This is a genomic window from Rhodanobacter sp. B05 (assembly GCF_002001085.1).
Taxonomy (GTDB): domain Bacteria; phylum Pseudomonadota; class Gammaproteobacteria; order Xanthomonadales; family Rhodanobacteraceae; genus Rhodanobacter.
On record NZ_MUNU01000017.1, the window covers coordinates 117,042 to 135,845 of the forward strand.

At 66.3% G+C, this 18,804-nt stretch carries 22 protein-coding genes; 9 read left to right on the forward strand and 13 right to left on the reverse strand.

Going from position 1 to position 18,804, the window contains the following annotated elements; all coding sequences use genetic code 11:
* Positions 1 to 10: 10 nt before the first annotated feature.
* On the reverse strand, positions 11 to 763 hold the full coding sequence (locus B0E47_RS11870; RefSeq protein ID WP_077514476.1) for a molecular chaperone: 753 nt from the start codon (positions 761 to 763) through the stop codon (positions 11 to 13).
* 7 nt (positions 764 to 770) lie between these two features.
* Positions 771 to 1,331 carry a spore coat protein U domain-containing protein gene (locus B0E47_RS11875; RefSeq protein ID WP_077514477.1) on the reverse strand — a complete coding sequence of 187 codons (561 nt, stop codon included), beginning with the start codon at positions 1,329 to 1,331 and terminating at the stop codon, positions 771 to 773.
* A 313-nt stretch (positions 1,332 to 1,644) separates the two neighbouring features.
* On the opposite strand from B0E47_RS11875, the gene B0E47_RS11880 reads away from it, so the two are divergent.
* From B0E47_RS11880 to B0E47_RS11905, 6 genes are read left to right on the forward strand one after another with little or no spacing between them, the layout of a single operon-like run.
* A complete protein-coding gene (locus B0E47_RS11880) occupies positions 1,645 to 2,580 on the forward strand; it encodes an alpha/beta hydrolase (protein ID WP_077514769.1) in 936 nt (311 codons plus the stop codon).
* A 46-nt stretch (positions 2,581 to 2,626) separates the two neighbouring features.
* Positions 2,627 to 3,247: a hypothetical protein gene (locus B0E47_RS17275; RefSeq protein WP_254422915.1), complete on the forward strand. Its 621-nt coding sequence runs from the start codon at positions 2,627 to 2,629 to the stop codon at positions 3,245 to 3,247.
* Positions 3,244 to 3,444 (forward strand): helix-turn-helix transcriptional regulator, encoded by a 201-nt coding sequence (locus B0E47_RS11890; protein ID WP_174566982.1) that lies wholly within the window; start codon positions 3,244 to 3,246, stop codon positions 3,442 to 3,444. Before B0E47_RS17275 ends, B0E47_RS11890 begins: the two co-directional genes overlap by 4 nt.
* 2 nt (positions 3,445 to 3,446) lie before the next feature.
* Positions 3,447 to 5,012 (forward strand): alpha/beta hydrolase, encoded by a 1,566-nt coding sequence (locus B0E47_RS11895; RefSeq protein ID WP_077514478.1) that lies wholly within the window; start codon positions 3,447 to 3,449, stop codon positions 5,010 to 5,012.
* 11 nt (positions 5,013 to 5,023) lie between these two features.
* Positions 5,024 to 5,758 (forward strand): ATP-binding cassette domain-containing protein, encoded by a 735-nt coding sequence (locus B0E47_RS11900; protein ID WP_077514479.1) that lies wholly within the window; start codon positions 5,024 to 5,026, stop codon positions 5,756 to 5,758.
* Positions 5,755 to 6,960 carry an ABC transporter permease gene (locus B0E47_RS11905; protein WP_077514480.1) on the forward strand — a complete coding sequence of 402 codons (1,206 nt, stop codon included), beginning with the start codon at positions 5,755 to 5,757 and terminating at the stop codon, positions 6,958 to 6,960. The genes B0E47_RS11900 and B0E47_RS11905 overlap by 4 nt, the downstream gene beginning before the upstream one ends.
* Positions 6,961 to 6,993: 33 nt before the next feature.
* Here B0E47_RS11905 and B0E47_RS11910 read toward each other — a convergent pair whose 3' ends face one another.
* From B0E47_RS11910 to rmuC, 4 genes are all read right to left on the reverse strand, one after another.
* Positions 6,994 to 7,320: an EF-hand domain-containing protein gene (locus B0E47_RS11910; protein ID WP_139351469.1), complete on the reverse strand. Its 327-nt coding sequence runs from the start codon at positions 7,318 to 7,320 to the stop codon at positions 6,994 to 6,996.
* A complete protein-coding gene (gene folE / locus B0E47_RS11915) occupies positions 7,320 to 7,913 on the reverse strand; it encodes a GTP cyclohydrolase I FolE (RefSeq protein WP_077514481.1) in 594 nt (197 codons plus the stop codon). The genes B0E47_RS11910 and folE overlap by 1 nt, the downstream gene beginning before the upstream one ends.
* A 66-nt stretch (positions 7,914 to 7,979) precedes the next feature.
* Positions 7,980 to 8,810 (reverse strand): hypothetical protein, encoded by an 831-nt coding sequence (locus B0E47_RS11920; protein ID WP_077514482.1) that lies wholly within the window; start codon positions 8,808 to 8,810, stop codon positions 7,980 to 7,982.
* A 77-nt stretch (positions 8,811 to 8,887) separates the two neighbouring features.
* Positions 8,888 to 10,333 (reverse strand): DNA recombination protein RmuC, encoded by a 1,446-nt coding sequence (gene rmuC, locus B0E47_RS11925; RefSeq protein WP_077514483.1) that lies wholly within the window; start codon positions 10,331 to 10,333, stop codon positions 8,888 to 8,890.
* Positions 10,334 to 10,458: 125 nt separating this feature from the next.
* On the opposite strand from rmuC, the gene B0E47_RS11930 reads away from it, so the two are divergent.
* A complete protein-coding gene (locus B0E47_RS11930; protein WP_077514484.1) occupies positions 10,459 to 11,652 on the forward strand; it encodes an FAD-dependent oxidoreductase in 1,194 nt (397 codons plus the stop codon).
* Positions 11,653 to 11,769: 117 nt separating this feature from the next.
* On the opposite strand, the gene B0E47_RS11935 is transcribed toward B0E47_RS11930, so the two are convergent.
* The 4 genes from B0E47_RS11935 to B0E47_RS11950 form a co-directional block, all read right to left on the reverse strand.
* Positions 11,770 to 12,942: a class I SAM-dependent rRNA methyltransferase gene (locus B0E47_RS11935; RefSeq protein ID WP_077514485.1), complete on the reverse strand. Its 1,173-nt coding sequence runs from the start codon at positions 12,940 to 12,942 to the stop codon at positions 11,770 to 11,772.
* A gap of 68 nt (positions 12,943 to 13,010) precedes the next feature.
* Positions 13,011 to 13,448 (reverse strand): hypothetical protein, encoded by a 438-nt coding sequence (locus B0E47_RS11940; RefSeq protein WP_077514486.1) that lies wholly within the window; start codon positions 13,446 to 13,448, stop codon positions 13,011 to 13,013.
* Positions 13,449 to 13,529: 81 nt separating this feature from the next.
* Positions 13,530 to 14,489, reverse strand: a complete 960-nt coding sequence (locus B0E47_RS11945) for a serine/threonine protein kinase (protein WP_254422916.1) — start codon at positions 14,487 to 14,489, stop codon at positions 13,530 to 13,532.
* The gene (locus B0E47_RS11950; protein ID WP_077514488.1) at positions 14,486 to 14,926 is read right to left on the reverse strand and encodes a hotdog fold thioesterase; all 441 of its coding nucleotides are present in this window, start codon (positions 14,924 to 14,926) and stop codon (positions 14,486 to 14,488) included. Before B0E47_RS11950 ends, B0E47_RS11945 begins: the two co-directional genes overlap by 4 nt.
* Positions 14,927 to 15,278: 352 nt before the next feature.
* Here B0E47_RS11950 and B0E47_RS11955 point away from each other — a divergent pair, with 352 nt between their 5' ends.
* Complete coding sequence (locus B0E47_RS11955; RefSeq protein ID WP_139351447.1) at positions 15,279 to 16,340, forward strand: 2Fe-2S iron-sulfur cluster-binding protein; 1,062 nt, start codon at positions 15,279 to 15,281, stop codon at positions 16,338 to 16,340.
* Between the two features lie 80 nt (positions 16,341 to 16,420).
* Here the strand turns inward: B0E47_RS11955 and B0E47_RS11960 are convergent, their stop codons facing one another.
* The 3 genes from B0E47_RS11960 to B0E47_RS11970 all read right to left on the reverse strand — a co-directional run bounded on the left by B0E47_RS11960 (position 16,421) and on the right by B0E47_RS11970 (position 17,913).
* The gene (locus B0E47_RS11960; RefSeq protein WP_077514489.1) at positions 16,421 to 16,867 is read right to left on the reverse strand and encodes a rhodanese-like domain-containing protein; all 447 of its coding nucleotides are present in this window, start codon (positions 16,865 to 16,867) and stop codon (positions 16,421 to 16,423) included.
* A 93-nt stretch (positions 16,868 to 16,960) separates the two neighbouring features.
* Entirely contained in the window at positions 16,961 to 17,374 is a 414-nt protein-coding gene (locus tag B0E47_RS11965) for a hypothetical protein (protein WP_077514490.1), read from the reverse strand.
* Positions 17,375 to 17,415: 41 nt separating this feature from the next.
* Complete coding sequence (locus B0E47_RS11970) at positions 17,416 to 17,913, reverse strand: YiiD C-terminal domain-containing protein (protein ID WP_077514491.1); 498 nt, start codon at positions 17,911 to 17,913, stop codon at positions 17,416 to 17,418.
* 85 nt (positions 17,914 to 17,998) lie between these two features.
* Here B0E47_RS11970 and B0E47_RS11975 point away from each other — a divergent pair, with 85 nt between their 5' ends.
* Positions 17,999 to 18,766 carry a uroporphyrinogen-III synthase gene (locus B0E47_RS11975; protein WP_077514492.1) on the forward strand — a complete coding sequence of 256 codons (768 nt, stop codon included), beginning with the start codon at positions 17,999 to 18,001 and terminating at the stop codon, positions 18,764 to 18,766.
* The last annotated feature ends 38 nt before the right edge of the window (positions 18,767 to 18,804 follow it).

Genomic DNA, 18,804 nt, shown 5'->3' on the forward strand with positions numbered 1-18,804 from the left:
CAGCAATCCCTTAAGGAGATCCGCCGGCCAGCGACAGGTTTTGCGTTGTCTTCTGACCATTGATCAAGACCTCGAGAGTACCGCCTTGGGAGAACACTGCGGTGGACGGCTTCAATGCCCAGTGCATGGTCGATCCGGGCAGCACATAGCCGAGCAGCCCGGGATCGATCGTGGTGCGACGGCCCGCGGCGTCGACGAAGGACACATCGGCCACTTGCGCGTGGCCGTTGCCATGGTTGCTCACTACCAGCACCGCGTGCTGGCCCTCGCGTTGCAGCGTCCATTGCAGTTGCGGCGCCACGTTGGCCGCGCCGACCGGTTCGACGAACACCGGCACCGAGTAGTGCACCACGAAGTGCAGTCCGGGGCTGTCGGGCGCATCGATCGGCAACTCGTCGATGGCAAGCCGATAGGCATCCTCGACCGCTCCGGTTCCGCTGGGCGGTGCCCCGACCCGAATCACCCGGATCAGTTGCTGGCCGCCGGCCGCGATCTCCAGCATCGGCGGACTGATGACCAGGCCCTGCGATGGCGTGCGCTGGTCGCCGGACGCGTCCTGCGTCCAGTGGTACACGCGCACCTGCGCATGCACCACGCCATCACCGGTGTTGCTCAACCACAGTCCGTCGGCGTTTTGCGTCGCCTTCAGGCTGAGGCTGGTGGGCGACACCTGGAGCCCGGTGGCGGCTGCCCAGCTGCTCGCCGCCGAAAGGCAGGCGAGCAGGGCGATTCGCCAGCTATGTCGTAGCGGTGCTCGGGTCATCGGAGTTTCAGAAGTTCACGCTGATCGTGACAGTATCGGAGTAGGTGTCCGGCTGCACGTCGGTGGTGCCGGTGGCGTTGGCGTACGCCGTGAAGGACACGGCCTTGCCCGCCGCCATGCCACCACCCGTGCCCGATTCGCCGTTGCCTTTGCTGCTCGAGGTAGCGGTATTGCCCCAAGGCGTGGCTGCGCCGACATCCTGGTAGAGCGCGTAGGCGATAGTGGCCAAGTTGCCACTGGTACCGGCAAGGGTGCCCGCACCGGCGGTGTTGTTGTTGCTTGGAGCCAGACCGACGAAGAACGGGGTCTTGTTCGAGCAGTTGACCGTGAAGGTGCCCGGCAGGATGGCGGTTGTGGCACCGGCATTGACGGGAGCCAGGGTGATGTTGGAACCGGCGGTATTCACTGCGCAGGCCGCGTTGACCTGCAGCGATACCTTGAAGGTGCCGGTGGCGACGCCGGCGGTGGCGGTCATGGCAAAGCCACCGAAGGCAATCATGGCGGCGGCAAGCAGGGTTTTCTTGAACATCATGGTGAAATTCTCCGGGTGGGTTTTTGAGGTTTGCATGGAGTCATAAGCAATCCGCGTGCCAACTATCCATGCAAGCGGTTACATGGGCTTGGCGACTGGGTTGCGGTGAGTGCGTTCACTGCGAAACGTGACCCCTCGTGTCAGTAAAACGAATCGTCCCTGACAAATTCGGGTCACTCCAAATGTGACTTGGGTCATGCTTTTAACAGTTCAATTACAAATTTTCCACCTGGATTTCGCGGAACTCTCGATTCTGATCGAATATGTAAAGCTCACTTGACATTGAGCTCTCGCATCGCCTAACCTGCGCATGTCAAGGATGCTTGACATCAACAATCAGGTGAACAGCATGCGCATAAGCGGTTTCCGGAATGGAAAGATTCTCCTGCAGGCCGTCCTGCTCTCGTCGACGTTGCTGCTTTGCGGTGGCGGGGCGTTGCATGCACAGGCAGCCAACGCCGACACGGTGGGCACCCTCAAGGTGGAACGTCACGGCGACCACGGTCGGCCGATCATCCTGATTCCGGGCCTGGAGGGTGGCCCATGGGTGTGGCAACAGGCGATCGATCATTTGCAGAAAACGCATGTCGTCTATGCGGTGACGCTGGCCGGCTTCGACGGCGTGCCGGCACCGACCGAGGGTGGCAGCTTGTTCGATCGTGCCGATGCGTCGCTGCTGCAGCTGATCCGGCAGGAAAAAATCGACAAGCCGGTACTGGTCGGCCACAGCCTCGGCGGCACGCTTGCCCTGCGCTTTGCCGGCGAGCACGCCAAGCTGATTTCGGGCGTCGTTGCGGTGGACGGGCTGCCGGTCTTCCCGGGAATGGAGCGCCTCGACCCGAAGCAGCGCGTGGCGGTTGCTGCGCAGACGCGCGAGAAAATGGCGCAGCTCACGCCGGAACAATTCAAGGAGCAGGCGCTCGTCTACATGCAGCACATCGGCGTGATCGATCCGCAATTGGCCGCCCGCTACGCGCCGATGAACGCACGTAGCGACATCAAGGCGACTGCCGGATACATGGCCGACGACCTGGCGTCCGATTTGCGTCCGGGGTTGAAGAACGCCAACGTGCCCATCCTGGAGATCTCGCCGTACAACGCGCCGGATTTCAGCCAGCCGCCGATGCTGATGAGCGAGGCGCAGAAGACCGCGTACTACGAGAGCCTGCTGGCTGGCGCGCCACAGGCGAAGGTGGTGTCGATCTCGCCGTCGCGGCACTACGTGATGCTCGATCAGCCGGCGAAATTCCAGCAGGTGCTGGACGATTTCCTGAAGTCGCTTTGAAGAGTGACCAAGAACTGTTTCACTGAAACCCCGCAGGAGTTGCCGCATGTCTGAACCATCGAAGTCGTCGACCGCCGCCACGCCGGCCACGCTGACCACCAAGCGCGCGCTTGCCCGGGCAGGTAGCGTGGCCTTGCTGGCCGGCGTGGCGTGCCTGCTGGTGGGTGCGCTCACCGGTTACCAGGGGCTGCTGGGCGCGGGATGGGTCGCGGCCGGAGTCGGAACGGTGTGGTTGCTGTGCGCGCGCTTCAGCCGGTCGGAGCCGATGCGCGCCGTGCACAAGCGTTATCTGCGCGAGTTCTTTCCGGCCATGCTGGGCTATGTCGTGCTGATCCTGATGTACGGCGTGCTGGTGCCACGAACCGGAAGCGTGGCCGCGCGGGCGGTGCTGGCGATCCTGCCGCTGTTGCCGATCGTCCTGCTGATCCGCGCCATGATCCGGGTCATTCGCGACCAGGATGAACTGGAGCGGCGCATCGACCTGGAGGCGATTGCGATTGCCGCGATGTCGACCGCGTTCGGCTTCTTCAGTTTCGGCTTGCTGCTGAGCGCGGGCATCGGCTGGAAGGTGGCGCCGGATGCCGTAGCGATCTGGGTGTTGCCCTGCCTGTTTGGCACGTTCGGCATCGCCAAGCTGTTCGTCTCCTGGCGTTATCGCAACCCATGAACAACCACGTGCGCGAACTGCGTGGCGCACAAGGCTGGTCGCAGGCCGACCTGGCCGAGCGGCTGGATGTGTCGCGCCAGACGGTCAACGCGATCGAAACCGGCAAGTACGATCCCAGCCTGCCGTTGGCGTTCAAGATCGCGCGGCTGTTCCGGCAGTCGATCGAAACCATTTTTGAACCGGGGACTGAATCGTGAGCATGAAACCCGGCAAGCGCATGGGCGTGGTGGTCGCCATCGCGGTGGCGATCCTCGCGGTCCATCACGTCGCCGATCAGCGCGAACAGCAGCAGAGCCAGCCCGCGGCGCCGGCCTCGTTGGCGGTCCAGCGTGAACCGCCGGCGAAACCGGCGACCTGGAAACTCGGCGAGGTGACCCTGACGGCGTGCGAACTGACCTCGCCGAACAGCGGGCTCAGCACGTCGGCGTGGTGCGCGATGTTCCCGGTGCCGGAGAACCGTGCCGACCCGCACAGCCGCATCATCAAACTCAAGCTGGCGGTGCTGCGCTCACGTGCGCAGGTGGCGAACAGGGACATGCTGGTTTTCATCGCCGGCGGCCCCGGCCAGGCGGCGACCGATTCGGCAGCCAGCGTCGCGGCGGTGCTGCAGCCGTTGCTGGCGCATCGCAATGTGCTGTTGCTCGACCAGCGCGGCACCGGCGGCTCCAACGCGCTGAGCTGCAAGGATGCCGGTCAGCCGCTGGCCGGCGACGACGACAGCAGCTTCGATGCCGCGCAGATGCGCCGCGAGGCCGCCGCTTGCCTCAAGCAGCTGGGCAACCATGCCGATCCGCGCTACTACACCACCACCATCGCGGTGCAGGATCTGGAGGAGGTGCGCAAGGCGCTCGGTTCGCCGTCGTTCGACCTGGTCGGCGTGTCGTACGGCACGCGGGTGGCGCAGCAGTACGTGATGCGTCATCCCGACGCGGTGCGCAGCGTGGTCCTCGATAGCGTGGTGCCGAACTCGCTGGTGCTTGGCGAAGATTTCGCGAGCAATCTGCACGACGCGCTGAAGGCACAGTTCGCCCGCTGCACGGCCGAGCCCGCGTGCAAGAAGAAGTTCGGCGATCCTGGCCAGACCTTGTACCAGCTGCGTGACGCGCTGCGCGCCAACCCGCACCAGGTCAGCTTTCGCGACCCGCAGACCTGGCAGGCCGTGACCCAGGTATTGAATGAGAACGCGCTGGCCAGCGTGGTGCGCATGTTTGCCTATACCCCGCAGACCGCCGCGCTGCTGCCGCTGTCGATCGACGCGGCCGCGCGTGGCGACGTCGGCCCGCTGCTGGGCCAGGCGAAGATCCTGTCGGGCGAGCTGTCCGAACTGGCCGGTAGCGGCATGCAGTATTCGGTGATCTGCAGCGAGGATGCCGACCTGCTGACGCCACGCCCGCAGGACGCGAACACCATTCTCGGCACGCGCATGATCGACGCGCTCCAGGCGGTCTGTTCGGTCTGGCCCAAAGGCACCCGCCCCGCCGATTTCCACCAGCCGCTGAAGTCCGCCAGGCCGGTGCTGCTGCTGGCCGGGCAGTACGACCCGGTGACGCCGCCGCGCTACGCCGCGGAAGTGGCGAAGGGTCTGACGGATGCGCGCGTGCTGGTGCTCAAGGGCCAGGCGCACGGCGTGATGGCGGCGGGATGCACGCCGCAACTGATCCGGCATTTCGTGGAGAAGCTCGACCCGAAGACGCTGGACGCGAGTTGCCTCGATCGGCTGCAACCGACACCGATCTTCATCGACTTCAACGGTTCAACCCCTTAAGGAGCCGCGCCATGATCGAGGCAAGGAATGTGCACAAGGCGTTCGGCAGCGTGAAAGCCGTCGATGGCGTGAGTTTCGTCGCCCGCGACGGCGAGATCACCGGGCTGCTCGGCCCCAATGGCGCCGGCAAGACCACCACGTTGCGCATGCTGTACACCTTGATGGCGCCCGATCGCGGCCAGGTACTGGTGGACGCGATCGATGCGGCCATTGATCCCCTGGGCGTGCGGCGCCGGCTGGGCGTGCTGCCCGATGCGCGCGGCCTGTACAAGCGGCTGACCGCGCGCGAGAACATCGACTATTTCGGACGCCTGCAAGGCTTGCCGGACGATCTCCTGAAGAGCCGCGGCGACGCCCTGATCGCGGCGCTGGAAATGGGCGACATCGCCGATCGCCGCACCGAAGGCTTCTCGCAGGGTCAGCGGGTGAAGACGGCGATCGCGCGTGCGCTGGTGCACGATCCTCGCAACGTGATCCTCGATGAGCCGACCAACGGCCTCGACGTGATGGCCACCCGTGCCATGCGCCGGTTCGTGCAGCGACTGAAGGCCGAGGGCCGCTGCGTGCTTTTTTCCAGCCACATCATGCAGGAGGTGGGCACGCTCTGTGATCGCATCGTGGTGATCGCGCACGGGCGCGTGGTGGCCGACGAATCGCCCGACGCGCTGCGCGCGCTGACCGGCGAGGCGAATCTGGAAGATGCCTTCGTGAAGATCATCGGCAGCGACGAGGGGCTCGCCGCATGAACGCGACAGGACCCACGACGCCACGGCGCCACGCCTTCCTGACCGTGTTCTTCAAGGAGGTGCGGGAGAATCTGCGCGACCGGCGCACCATGATGAGCGCCCTGCTTACCGGACCATTGCTGGGACCGCTGCTGTTCGTGATGCTGCTCAGCGTGTCGCTCAATCGCGAGCTGGACAAGTCCGACCGGCCGTTGCCGGTGCCGGTGATCGGCGCCGCCCAAGCACCCAACCTGATCGATGCACTGAAAGCGGGCGGCGTGGTGCCCGGGCCGGCGGTCGCCGATCCGGAACGGACCGTGCGCCGGCAGGATGCCGACGTGGTGCTGCGCATCGCGCCCGACTATGGCAACGCCTGGCGCCGCGGTGAGCCGGTACAGGTGGAGCTGTTCTTCGACTCGTCGCGGCGCGACACCAGTGCCGCGGTGGAGCGCGTGACCCGGCTGGTCGAGTGTTACTCCCGGCAGCAGGGCGCGTTGCGCCTGGTGGCGCGCGGACTGTCGCCCGCTATCGCATGGCCGCTGCAGGTAGCCAGGCGCGACCAGGCCACGCCGCAATCGCGCGCGGTGCTGATGTTCGCGATGCTGCCGTACTTCCTCGTCATCACCCTGTTCATGGGCGGCATGTACCTGGCGATCGACCTTACCGCCGGCGAACGCGAGCGGCAGTCGCTGGAGCCGCTGTTCGCCAACCCGGTGCCGCGCTGGCAGATCCTGTGCGGCAAGCTGGCCGCGATCTGCGCATTTTCGCTGGCCAGCCTGCTGATTGCGTTGCTGACTTTCGGCGTGGTCGGTCGACTCGTTCCCGCCGAACGGATCGGCATGGAGCTGGATCTGGGTCCGCATTTCGCCGCGAACGTGTTGCTGCTGATGTTGCCGCTGGTGCCGCTGCTGGCCACGCTGCAGTCGATGGTGGCGGCGTTCGCCAAGAGCTACCGGGAGGCGCAAACCTATATCTCGTTGCTGATGCTGGTGCCGATCATTCCAAGCCTGCTGCTGTCGTTCATGCCGATCAAGGCGCAGGCCTGGATGTATGCCGTGCCGCTGCTGGGTCAGAACCTGGGCATCATGCAGTTGCTGCGCGGCGATGGTGTGACCGGCCAGCAACTGGGCCTGTGCGTGGCCGGCAGCACCGCGACCGTGATCCTCGCGGTGCTTGCGACCGTGCAGTTGTATCGTTCCGAGAAGCTGGCGATTTCGAGCTAGGACCGGTTTGCCGCTTGGTCGATATCCGCCGGCTCAACCCGGGGGTGCGGTCAATTCACGGGCGTTGAGGTAACCATCGTGATTGCGGTCGAGCCGGTGGAACTGGCGGCGCAGGTTGTCCTGAAAGGCTTTCAGCGTGATCGGCCGCCCGCGACCGCCCGGCAGTTCGCTGGTTTCCAGCACGCCATCGTGGTTGGTATCCATGCGCTCGAAGCCCCGGCTCATGTAGGCCACGTATTCGGCTTCGCTGACCTTGCCGTCGCCGTTGCTGTCGAATTGCCGCAGGTAATCGGCGCGCGAGTCCTGCGCGAGCGCTGCCAGCGGCAACAACAGTGCCGCGACGACGAGCAGATGGCGGATCAACGATGGCCGCCGTGGATGCCGATGAACTGCAGGAACTCGGCGCGGGTGCGCGCGTCGTCGCGGAAGGCACCGAGCATCTGGCTGGTCACCATCGACACGCCGCGCTTGTGCACGCCGCGGGTGGTCATGCACTCGTGGCTGGCGTCGATCACCACCGCCACGCCGGCCGGGTCCAGGGTGTCCTGGATGCACTGGGCGATTTCCGCGGTGAGCTTTTCCTGCACCTGGAAGCGGCGCGCGAAACCGTCCACCACGCGGGCCAGCTTGCTGATCCCGACCACCCGGTTGGTCGGCATGTAACCGACGTGGGCGCGGCCGATGATCGGCGCCATGTGGTGCTCGCAATGGCTCTCGAACTCGATGTCGCGCAACACCACCATCTCGTCGTAGCCGGCGACTTCCTTGAAGGTGCGGCGCAGGTAGTCGGCCGGATCGGACTCGTAGCCGGAGAACCAGTCGCGGTACGCCTTGACCACGCGCTTGGGCGTGTCGAGCAGGCCTTCGCGCGCGGGATCTTCGCCGGCCCAGCGGAGCAAGGTGCGCACGGCGTCCTCGGCCTGTTGCTGGGTGACGTCGCGCTGGTCGCTCATGGAGATTCCTTCGGTTCTGCGGATTCCCCAGTTTAGCGAATGCGTCAAGCAAGAGTGCGTCGGCGCTCAGGGATCGGGTACGAAGTGGTCATGGAACGGTTGCGGTGCGGCCGGGCGCCGTTGCTGCACTATCCCCCGGGCGAGCAAGTGGTCCCAAGTGTCGTAGTACAGCGTGATCACTTCGTCAGGGGCGCTGGAGGCGCGCTCAAAGTCGACATAGGTGATGGAGGACTCTTCGCGCTGGCCGTGGCCGGTACCGAGCGGACCGCCAGCCGGGGCTTTGGCCATCGCTGCCCCGTTCATTGAGGCCTGAGTCTGCGGTACAGCCATGGAACCCGCGGTCGGGCGGTCGATGGATTCCTCGGCCGGTGCTGGCACGGATCCGGACGTGTACGCATCCTGGGATGCCGCATCGGCCACAGGCGCCGGAATCACGGGCTGGATGTAGGCGCGGTGGCGGCGGAACACCGCCACCCCGATCACGCCGACATTGTCGGGGCGTCCGGTACGCACCGCGTAGCTCTGCGCGAAATCCGCGAAGACGAAATCGGCAACCTGCGACGTGCTCTTGCGCCAGCCGAGCACGTCGGCGTCGGCGTACGGATCGAGTACATAGCCGGTCTGCGACCAGTCCGCGGTGTCGCCGGAGATCACATTCACCGCATCGACCGAGAGCACCGCCATCACGTCGGCACCGGCACGATTACGCAGGCCGATCTGGTAAAGATGCCCCGGCTCACCGGCGATGTAGTAGCGGCCGTCGTGCCGGTAGACCGGCAGGGTCCGCTGGCTGGTGCGGTCGTATACATTCAGATCGACCAGCCGGCCCACCGCGGAGACTGAAGCGGCATGGGCCGCGCCCGCCGCGAAGGCCAGGGCAAGCAACAGGGTTTTCATCAGGCGGCTCCGGCATGCATCGCGGATCGATGCATGGGATGTAACGTCGCGCCGCTGCCGATGGGGTTAACCCAGGCTCAGATCTCGATGTCGTCCTCGCCGCCTTCATCCAGCTCCGGCACATCGCCCAACAACTGCTGGGTGACCTCGCCGGAGAGGGTCTCGACCCCGCGCAGCTTGCGTTCGATCGCGCGGGTGCGCTGGCCGGCGCTGTCGATGCTGTTGCGCGCGGCGTCGAGTTGCTTGCGGGTCTTTTCCAGTACCACGCCGAACTTGCCGAATTCGTTCTTCACCGCGCCGAGCAGCGCCCATACCTCACTGCTGCGCTTGGCGATCGCCAGCGTACGGAAACCCATCTGGAGGCTGTTGAGCAGGGCGCTCAGCGTGGTCGGGCCGGCCACGGTGACCCGGTGTTCGCGCTGCAGCAGTTCAAACAGTCCCGGGCGGCGGATCACCTCGGCGAACAGGCCCTCGGTGGGCAGGAACAGCACGGCGAAATCGGTGGTATGCGGCGGTGCGATGTATTTGCTCTTGATCCGCTTGGCCTCTTCGCGGACACGGAGTTCCAGCGCGCGGCCGGCGATGCCGGCGGCCTCGATATCGGCGTTCTCCTGCGCTTCGAGCAGACGCTGGTAATCCTCCATCGGAAACTTCGCGTCTATCGGCAGCAGGATGTGTTCGCCTTCGCCCTGGCCGGGCATGCGGATCGCGAACTCGACGCGTTCATTGCTGCCGGGCACGGTAATCACGTTGGACTCGTACTGTTCGGCGGTGAGCATCTGTTCAAGCAGTGCGCCCAGTTGTACTTCGCCGAGGATGCCGCGGCTTTTCACGTTGGTCAGCACGCGCTTAAGGTCGCCCACGCCGATCGCCAGGTTCTGCATTTCGCCGAGGCCACGCTGCACTGCTTCGAGACGATCCGAGACCAGCTTGAACGACTGGCCCAGCCGGGTTTCCAGGGTGCTCTGCAGCTTCTCGTCGACGGTGGCGCGCATCTGTTCGAGCTTGTCAGCGTTGTCCTTCTGGATCGCGCCGAGCTTGGCCTCCAGCGTGGCGCGCACCTCGCCCATGCGTTTCTCGTGCTCGGCGCTGAGTGCGGCGAAGCGCTGTTGCTGCTGTTCGCCGAACTGGTTGAGCGCGAGCGTGGTTTCCGCGCGGCTCTTGCGGGCGTCTTCGGTGAGTTGTTGCGCCAGCGTCTGCAGACCCTGGCTGGTGCCGTCGGTGAGCGCGGCAAGGCGCTGGCCGAAGCCGTCGATGCGCTCGGCCTGTTGTTGCGAGGTGCCGACGAGCTGTTCGCCGAGATGGCCGCGGAAACGGTCGAAGCCCTGCTGCAGCTCCTCGCGGCCGGCGCGCTGCTCCTCGCGCAGGGTGCGTTCGACGCGGGCGCTGTCGTCCTTCAGCGCGTCCAGTTTCGCATGCAGGCCGGGGTCGCCGCGGCCGCGCAGCAGCATGGCCAGCTGCAACAACAGCACCAGCACGGCGAGGACGACGAGGACAATCAGCAGGGTTTCGTTGAGCGGCATGGAACGTTTCCCGTGGTCGATGCATCCAGTGTACGTCGAGCCGTCTCATCGGCTGCACCCGGATTTCACGTCGCCGCCGCCAAGGCGGTGCATCATGGGCCAATTCGTCGGCCTGGGAGTGCGTCATGGAACATGTTCACGATTACCTGATCATCGGCGCCGGGATGGCTGCCGATGCGGCCGCCAAGGCGATCCGCGAGGTCGATGCCGGCGCGAATGTCGGCATGGTGGGCGACGAGGCGCAGCCGCCGTATCAGCGGCCGCCGCTGTCGAAGGCGTTGTGGAAGGGCGGCAAGTCGGTGGCCGACATCGACCTGGCCACCGCGGCGAGCGGTGCGCAACTGCATCCCGGCCGGCGCATCGAGTCGCTGGATCGCGTCGCGCACGTGGCGCGCGACGATCACGGCGACACGTATCGCTACCGCCGCCTGCTGCTGGCTACCGGGGCGACGCCACGGCGGCTGCAGTTCGACGGCGGCGAGCGGCTGATCCATTTCCGCACGCTGGACGACTACCAGGCGCTGCGCCGGTATGTCAAGCCCGGGGCGTATATCGCCGTGATCGGCGGCGGCTTCATCGGCAGCGAGCTGGCCGCGTCGTTGAGCGGCGCGGGCTGCAAGGTGACGATGCTGTTTCCCGGCCCGGCGATCGGAGCCGGGCGCTATCCGGAAGGCCTCACCGGTTATCTCGACAGCTATTACCGCGAGCACGGCGTGGATGTGCGCAGCGGCATCACGGTGACCGGCGGCAGCGCGACCGACGGCGGCGTGGAGCTGACCCTGTCCGATGGCGAGGTATTGCGGGTGGAGGTGGTGGTGGCCGGTCTCGGCGTCACGCCGAATACAGCGCTGGCCGAGCAGGCCGGGCTCACCGTCGACAACGGCATCGTGGTGGATGCGCAATTGCGCAGCAGCGATGCGGACATCTGGGCCGCCGGCGACGTGGCGAATTTCCACAGCGCGGCGCTGGATCGGCGCATGCGCGTGGAGCACGAAGACGCTGCGGTCGGCATGGGCCGGCTCGCCGGTCGCGTGATGGCCGGCGTCAATGAGCAGTACACCACGCTGCCGTTCTTCTATTCCGACCTGTTCGACCTCGGCTACGAGGCGGTCGGCCTGCTCGATACGCGGCTGCAGGTGGTCGAGGACTGGCGTGAGCCGTACCGCGAAGGCGTGGTGTATTACCTCGACGGCGGTCGCGTGCACGGCGTGCTGCTGTGGAATACGTGGGACCAGGTTGACGCCGCGCGCGCGCTGATCGCCGAGCGCGGCCCGTTCGACGCTGCCTCGCTGCGCGGACGGCTGCCGCGCAGCACCTGACCGCAGATGTGCACGCGTAGGAGCCCGCTCGCGGGCGATGCTCTTGTGTCGGGATTCGGGATTCGGGATTCGTAACGGCATCGCCCGCGAGCGGGCTCCTACGAAAACGAGGCAGTCTCAATCCACCCGGCAGAACACCGCCTTCAGGTAGCGTCCTTCCGGCACGTCGGTGCGGAACGGGTGGTCGGCACCAGCACCGCGCACTTCCAATACCTGGATCTCGCGGCCGGCGTTGAGTGCCACCCGACGCAGCATTTCCAGGAACTCGCTTTCGCCGACCAGACCGGTGCACGAGCAGGTCAGCAGCAGGCCGCCGGGCGGGATGATGTCCAGCGCCATGCGGTTCATCGCGAAGTATTTCTTCAGCGCGTCCATCACCTTGCTGCGGTCGCGGGTGAGCTTGGCCGGGTCGAGGATCACCGCGTCGTAGCGCTCGCCGCGCGCCACCGCGGCACGCACCCAGTCGAAGATGTCGGACTGCTCGAACGTCACTGCGACATTGTTCGCAGCGGCATTCGCGCGGGCGACGTCGAGAATGCCCGCGTCCAGATCCACGCCGACCGCCTCGCGCGCACCGGCCGCCATCGCGTGCACGGCGAAACCGCCGGCGTTGCAGCACAGGTCGAGTACGCGGCGGCCCTTCGCCAGTTCGGCGAAGCGCTTGCGGTTGTCGCGCTGGTCGGCGAAGAAACCGGTCTTGTGGCCGGAGCCCGGCGCGGCGTGGAAGCGCAGGCCGTGCTCGTGTACTTCGAACGCAGCAGGCACGTCGGGGCTGCGGACGTCGAACGACTCCTGCTTCTGCACGTGCGATTCGGCGAACCAGTACAGCTGCGCGCCGGGGAAGTGGGTCAGCAGGGCGGCATGGATTGCCTCGCGAAAACGCCACATGCCGGCGGCGAAATATTCGATCACGACGACGTTCGCGTAACGGTCGATGATCAGGCCGGACAGGTCGTCGCCCTCGCTGTGCACCACGCGCCAGGCGTCGCTGACCTGGTCGAGCTGCAGCCAGTCGCGGCGCAGCTGCACGGCGCGGGCGATCCGCGCGGCGATCCACTCGGCGTCGATGGCGGCTTCGGGATGCGTGTCGAGCAGGCGCAGCGCAATGCGTGCATGACCGTTCCAGAACGCGCGGCCGACGAAGCGGCCTTTCGCGTCCTGCACCTCGACCACGCTGCCCGGCGGCAACTTCGATTCCGGCTTGTGGACCTGCGCCGACCACACCCACGGATGGCCGGGGCTGCGGTCGGATTTCAGGCGGATGACGGGGAGGGCAACAGGATTATTCATCCGCGCATGATAGCGGCTGACGCATTCATCCCGGTGGCGTGCGCCAGCTTGCGCGATTGTGCCGGGGGTCAGCGAAACCGGAGCGCCAGCCACGACAACAGCGCCAGCAGGTTGATGCCCAGCCGCGACACTACCGGGCCGGCCACCGCCAGGACGAAGCCCTGACTGCCGAGGCGCCAGTCGATGCCCAGCCGTGGCATGTTGTGCAGGGTGGCGAACACATCGACGAAGGCGCCGCTGTGCAGCGCATAGCTGAACACCGGCGTGGCGATCAGCGGCACCTGCAGCAGTTGCGCCCACAGCGACATGCGGATGCCACGGTCGCTGCCATCGATCAGCTGCACGCCGGCGGCCAGCACGAAGCCGAACAACGCCAGTCCGATCAGCGCGATCACGCTGTCGTGGGTCGAACCCAGCGGCAACAGGCGGCGCAGCATCGCGGCGACGCCATACAGGCCGCCGGCCACTTCGAGAATGCCGATCAGGCGGAACAGGATGGTACGCATGCAGGACTCCGGAGATTGGGCGCGATTGTAGTGGGCGCGGGTTCGGTTTTTACTGATTTGCCTTCGGGGTACGCGGATGCGCTATTCCAGCTCGTCGGACAGTTCGTGCAGATCGGCCACGTGCTGCTCCCACCAGCGCGACTCGGCCGCAAACGGAAAGGCGGCGGGGAAGGCCGGGTCGTGCCAGCGCGCGGCGATCCAGCCGGCGTAATGCAGCTGGCGCATGGCGCGGAGAACCGGGATCAGCGCCAATTCACCGTCGTCGAAGTCGCGGAATTGCCGGTAGCCCTCGAGCAGGGCATCCAGCGCGCGCTCGTCATTGGCCAGCATCCACAGGTCCTGTACGGCCGGTCCGCTGCACGCGTCGTCCAGGTCGACGAAGTGCGGGCCGGCCTCGGTCCACAACACGTTGCCGGGGTGGCAGTCGCCGTGCAGGCGAAGTTGCCGCACCGGGCCGATCGCGGCAAGCCGTGCGTCGATGGCGCCACCCAGCCGTGTCGCGGCAGCGCGATAGTTGGTGTGCAGCGACATCGGCAGCAGCGATGCATCAAGCACCGCACGCATCGGTTGCTCCACCATGGTCTCCCGATCGAGCCGGCCGCGATGGGCAAACGGCGTCCGTGCGCCGACCACGTGCATGCGCGCGATCAGGCGGCCCAGCCATTGCAACTGGTCGCTTGCCTCCAGCTCCGGTGCGCGCCCACCGTGACGCGCGGTGAGTGCATAACGGAAGCCTTCGTGGTGCAGCAACGTGCGGCCTTCGAACGCCAGCGGCGCCACCACCGGCAGCTCCGCATCCGCCAGCTCCCGCGCGAAATGGTGTTCCTCGACGATGGCCGCGTCGGTCCAGCGTCCCGGACGGTAGAACTTCGCGATCACCGGCGTGGCCGGCTCCGGTTCAGAGCGTTCCAGGCCGACTTGCCAGACCCGATTCTCGTAGCTGTTCAGCGCCAGCAGGCGCCCATCCGGCCACAGCCCGCAGGCGCTGACCGCATCAAGCACCAGGTCGGGGGTGAGGTTGGCATAGGGCGTGTCGTTCAACGCGGGCCCGCGACGCGCACGGGCACCACCGCCATGGTGATGCGGGAGATGCATACCAGTGCGCTGTTTTCGTCCTCGATGCGGATCTCCCACACTTGGGTGGTGCGGCCGATATGCAGCATCTTCGCGGTGCCGGTGACGGTGCCACTGCGCACACCGCGGATATGGTTCGCGTTGATATCCAGTCCGACCGCCAACTCCTTGTCCGGGTCGAGCGTCAGCATCGCCGCGGTGCTGCCCAGCGTCTCGGCCAGCACCACCGAGGCGCCGCCGTGCAGCAGCCCATAAGGCTGGTGAGTGCGATGGTCCACCGGCATGGTGCCTTGCAGCCAGTCGTCGCCGACCGCGGTGATGCGGATGCCCAGCGTCTCCATCATGGTATTGGCGCTCCAGCCATTGAGGCGGGCCAGGTCGGGATCCTGTTTCCAGATGCTCATCGTTGATTCCTGTGTGGCGAGCCCGCATTGTTGTCCGCTGCGATCGCAACGACAATGCTATGGGGTGCCCTGCTTGATTCTGCGTAGGCGGCATGATGTCCAGAAGGCCCGCAGGGTGTGGTGCGCGGTGCAGCCAAGGCTGGTTGCCTTGGCAAGATGCGCGCCGCAGCCTGCGGGCCTTCTGGACATCACCCTGTCAATTAGAATCAAGTTGCAGGGCCGGCGCTGTCTGCCCGCAGCTCTTCGGCGCACCGCCTCGTCAGACGGCCAGTCTGTCTTCGCCGGTGCACCTGTGATCTGCGGGCAGGCAGCACCGGTGACGCCTATGCAGAATCAAACAGGGCACCCCTAAGTGTTTACCGTTACCCTCAAATCCTCCGACCGCCAGTTTTCGGTCGCCGCCGGCGAAACCGTGCTGGAAGCGGCGCAGCGGGCAGGCGTGGCATTGCCGTATTCCTGTCGCGCCGGCGTCTGCGGCAGCTGCAAGGCGACCTTGCTGCAGGGGCATTGCGAGTACCCGCGCAACCCGCCACTGGCGCTGAGTGCCAGTGCGCTGGCGCACCATGCGGTACTGCCGTGCCAGGCGGTGCCAACCAGCGACCTGCTGCTGGAAGCGCGCGAAGTGACCTCGGTGGAGGACATCGCGCGGCGTCAGCTCGGCATGGTGGTGACCGAGAAATGGCAACTGGCGCCGGACGTGATCGGCCTGCGCCTGCGGCCGGCTCATGGCGAGCGCCGGCTCAACCGGCTGCCGGGCCAGTATGTGGACGTGTTGCTGGAGGACGGCAAGCGCCGACCGTTCTCGATCGCCAACGGCCCGCAGGCGGACGGCATGATCGAGCTGCACGTGCGGCTCGTGGCGGGTGGCGGCTTCACCTCGTGGGTCAACGATGCGTTGAAGCTGGGCGATCACCTGCGCATTGAAGGTCCGCTGGGCACCTTCGTGCCACGCGAGGATTCCGAGCGGCCGATGCTGTTCATGGCCGGCGGCACCGGTTTCGCGCCGGTCAAGGCGATCGTCGAGCATTTCATCGCGCTGGGTACGCGCCGGTCGATGCAGCTGTACTGGGGCGCGCGCACGGCGACGGATCTGTATCTGCGCCCGCTGGCCGAACGCTGGGCCAGCGAATTGCCGAACCTGCAGTTCCACGCCGTCGTGTCCGACCTGGATCAGGGTGCGGATCTGCGCGTCGGGCTGGTGCACGAGGCGGTGCTGGCCGATTACCCGGATCTGTCCGGGCATGATGTGTACATGAGCGGGCCGCCGGCGATGGTCGACGCCGGGCGCCAGGCGTTTATCGATGCCGGCTTGCCGGAGGATCGCCTGTATTACGACTCGTTCGAATATGCACCGGACGTGCTGGCCGAGATCATCGCCGGTCGCGCCGGCATTCACGATCACTCTCCGTCGTAGGAGCCCGCTCGCGGGCGATGCTTTCCCGAATCCCGAAGCCGGCACAAGAGCATCGCCCGCGCGCGGGCTCCTACGCGAAATTACTTGTTGCCCTTGGCAACAGGTAGCTGCGCCGCGTGCCAGGCCAGCACGCCGCCGCCAAGCGTGTGGACCTTCTCGAAGCCGGCCTTGAGCAGGCGTTGCGCGGCCTTGGCCGAATTGCCGCGACCATCCTTGTCCATCACCACCACCGGCAGCGATTTCGCCTGGGCCAGTTCCTTCTTCTCGGGGTCGAACTGGCTCATCGCCACGTGTTTCGCCCCGGGCACGTGCATCTTCTCGAAGTCGGCCAGCGCGGACAGGTCGATCAGCAACGGATTGTCCCGGTTGATCAGCGCGGTCAGTCCGGCGGGACTCAGTTCCTTGATCTTGCTGAACAGGATTTGGGCCTGGATGACGATCAAGGCCAGCAGCAGGATCACGAACAGCGCCGACAAGGCGACATGGTTGCCGATGAATTGCGGCAGCTTGTGCAGAAAATCGTTCATGGGGGTCCACTTTGCACGCAGCGCGTGCCGATCCGGGTAAACCGGCGATTATACGGGTTGTGCCCGGCTGTCAGGCGACCGCTGCCGACTCCGTCATTCCTGGGTGATGTTCGGCAGGCCGCTGGTCAGCCACCAATGCTTGGTCTTTTCGTCGTAATGCCAGGTCTGGTGGTCGATGACGCTGCGTTCGGCCTGGGTGTGGATGTTGACCAGGCTGATCCGCACGGTCTGCTGCACTTCGGTCGGGTTGATCGGCACGGGGCCGGCGTCATCGTTGTATTCGGTGACCCGCACCTGTTTGTAGCGGGCCAGGTCCAGCTCGGTGAGCGGATGCTTGGCGCGTACCTCGGGGTCGATGAATTGCGTCGCGCTGGCAAAATCGCCCCAGCGCAATATTCCGCCGTAGGCGGACAGCGTGCTGGTGAGCGACTGGCTGCGTTCCTGCGTGGCGCAAGCGGCCAGCAGCAGGATGGACAGCATCAGCAGGATGCTCGGGATGCGGCGCATGGGCGTTCCTCCTCGACGGGTACCGCGCCATTCTGCCTCATTCATGCCGGTGGGGTCCGGTCGCGGCGCTTGGCCACAAAACGTGCGGCCAGGGTCGCGGCGGGCTGGCCATTTTCGCCGGGTATCACGCAATCGACACTGATCCTGGCGCGGCCGCGCGCAGCCAAGGTGTCGAAGAAGCTGCTCCAGTCGGCCTCGTCGGCGAGTCGCGCCTCGGCGCGAAAATCCTGCCATAGCGGTGCCAGGTAGCGCACGCCGGATTCGGCTACGAACACATCGCAGTCCAGTTGCTGTCGTCGCAATGCCAGCTCGACCAGGGCCCAGCCGCTCAGCGTCATCAGGCTGACCAGGCTGCCGCCGAAGGCGCAGCCCTTGTCGTTGACGTTCGGCGCCAGCGGCGCATGCAGGCTCAGCATGTCCATGTCATGGCGGCCCAGTTGCAAGTCCATCGCCCTGGCCAGCGGAATTTCGTCGCGGATGAACCGGATCAGTCGCTGCGCCTCGTCGCTGGCTTTCGTGTTGTCGTCGGTTGTGCTCACGTGGCTCGATGGGGCTGGAAAGACCCCGCAGTGTAGGGCCACCGCTACACTTGAGCCATGCCGGATCGGCGAACGTGGTAGGCGGATGCAACTGAATTCATCCCTGCGTGATGGTGCCCTGCACGGGCGCGTGCTCGTCATCACGCGTCCGGTGGGCACCGCGGGCGCGCTGGCGCGGCGGGTGCGCGCGCTTGGCGGCACGCCCGTGCTGCTGCCCGGAATGGCCTTGCGCGGGCCCGATGATGTCGCCGCGGTGCGAGCCGCCCTGCGTGAAGGCCTGGCCGACGAACTGGTGATTTTCACCAGCCCCGCCTCCGTGCGCCACGCGGCCGCCATCACCCCACTGCATACCCGTGCCGTGGTGCTGGCCGTGGGGCAGGGAACCGCGCGCGCCTTGCGCCGTCAGGGCGTGCAGGATCCGCAGGCACCCGACGATCGGCAGGACAGCGAGGGCCTGCTCGATCTCCCGTTGCTGCGCGACCTGCGCGATCGTCGCGTGACCCTGGTGGGTGCGCCTGCAGGCCGCGGTGTCCTTCGCGACCAACTGGCGGCGCGAGGTGCGCGCTTGCGCGAGGTGCAGGTGTATCGGCGCGTGCCACCGCGGCTCGACCGGCGCCACGTCGAGGCACTGCTGGATTTGCCCGCTTCGGCGCGGGTGCTGCTGTCCAGCCACGAGGCGCTGCAGAACCTGTACCGGCTGCTGCCACCGCCGGCACTGGCGCGGTTGCAGGCGGCCACCGCCGTGGTGAGCAGCGAGCGCATCGCCGCGGCCGCCCGCAACGCCGGCTTTGCACGGATCGAACTTGCCTCCTCGGCGCTGGGCGACGACTTGCTGGCCGCCGCGGCGCGCTGAGGCTGCGCCTTCACGCGCCGTTGCTACGAACGCAGGCG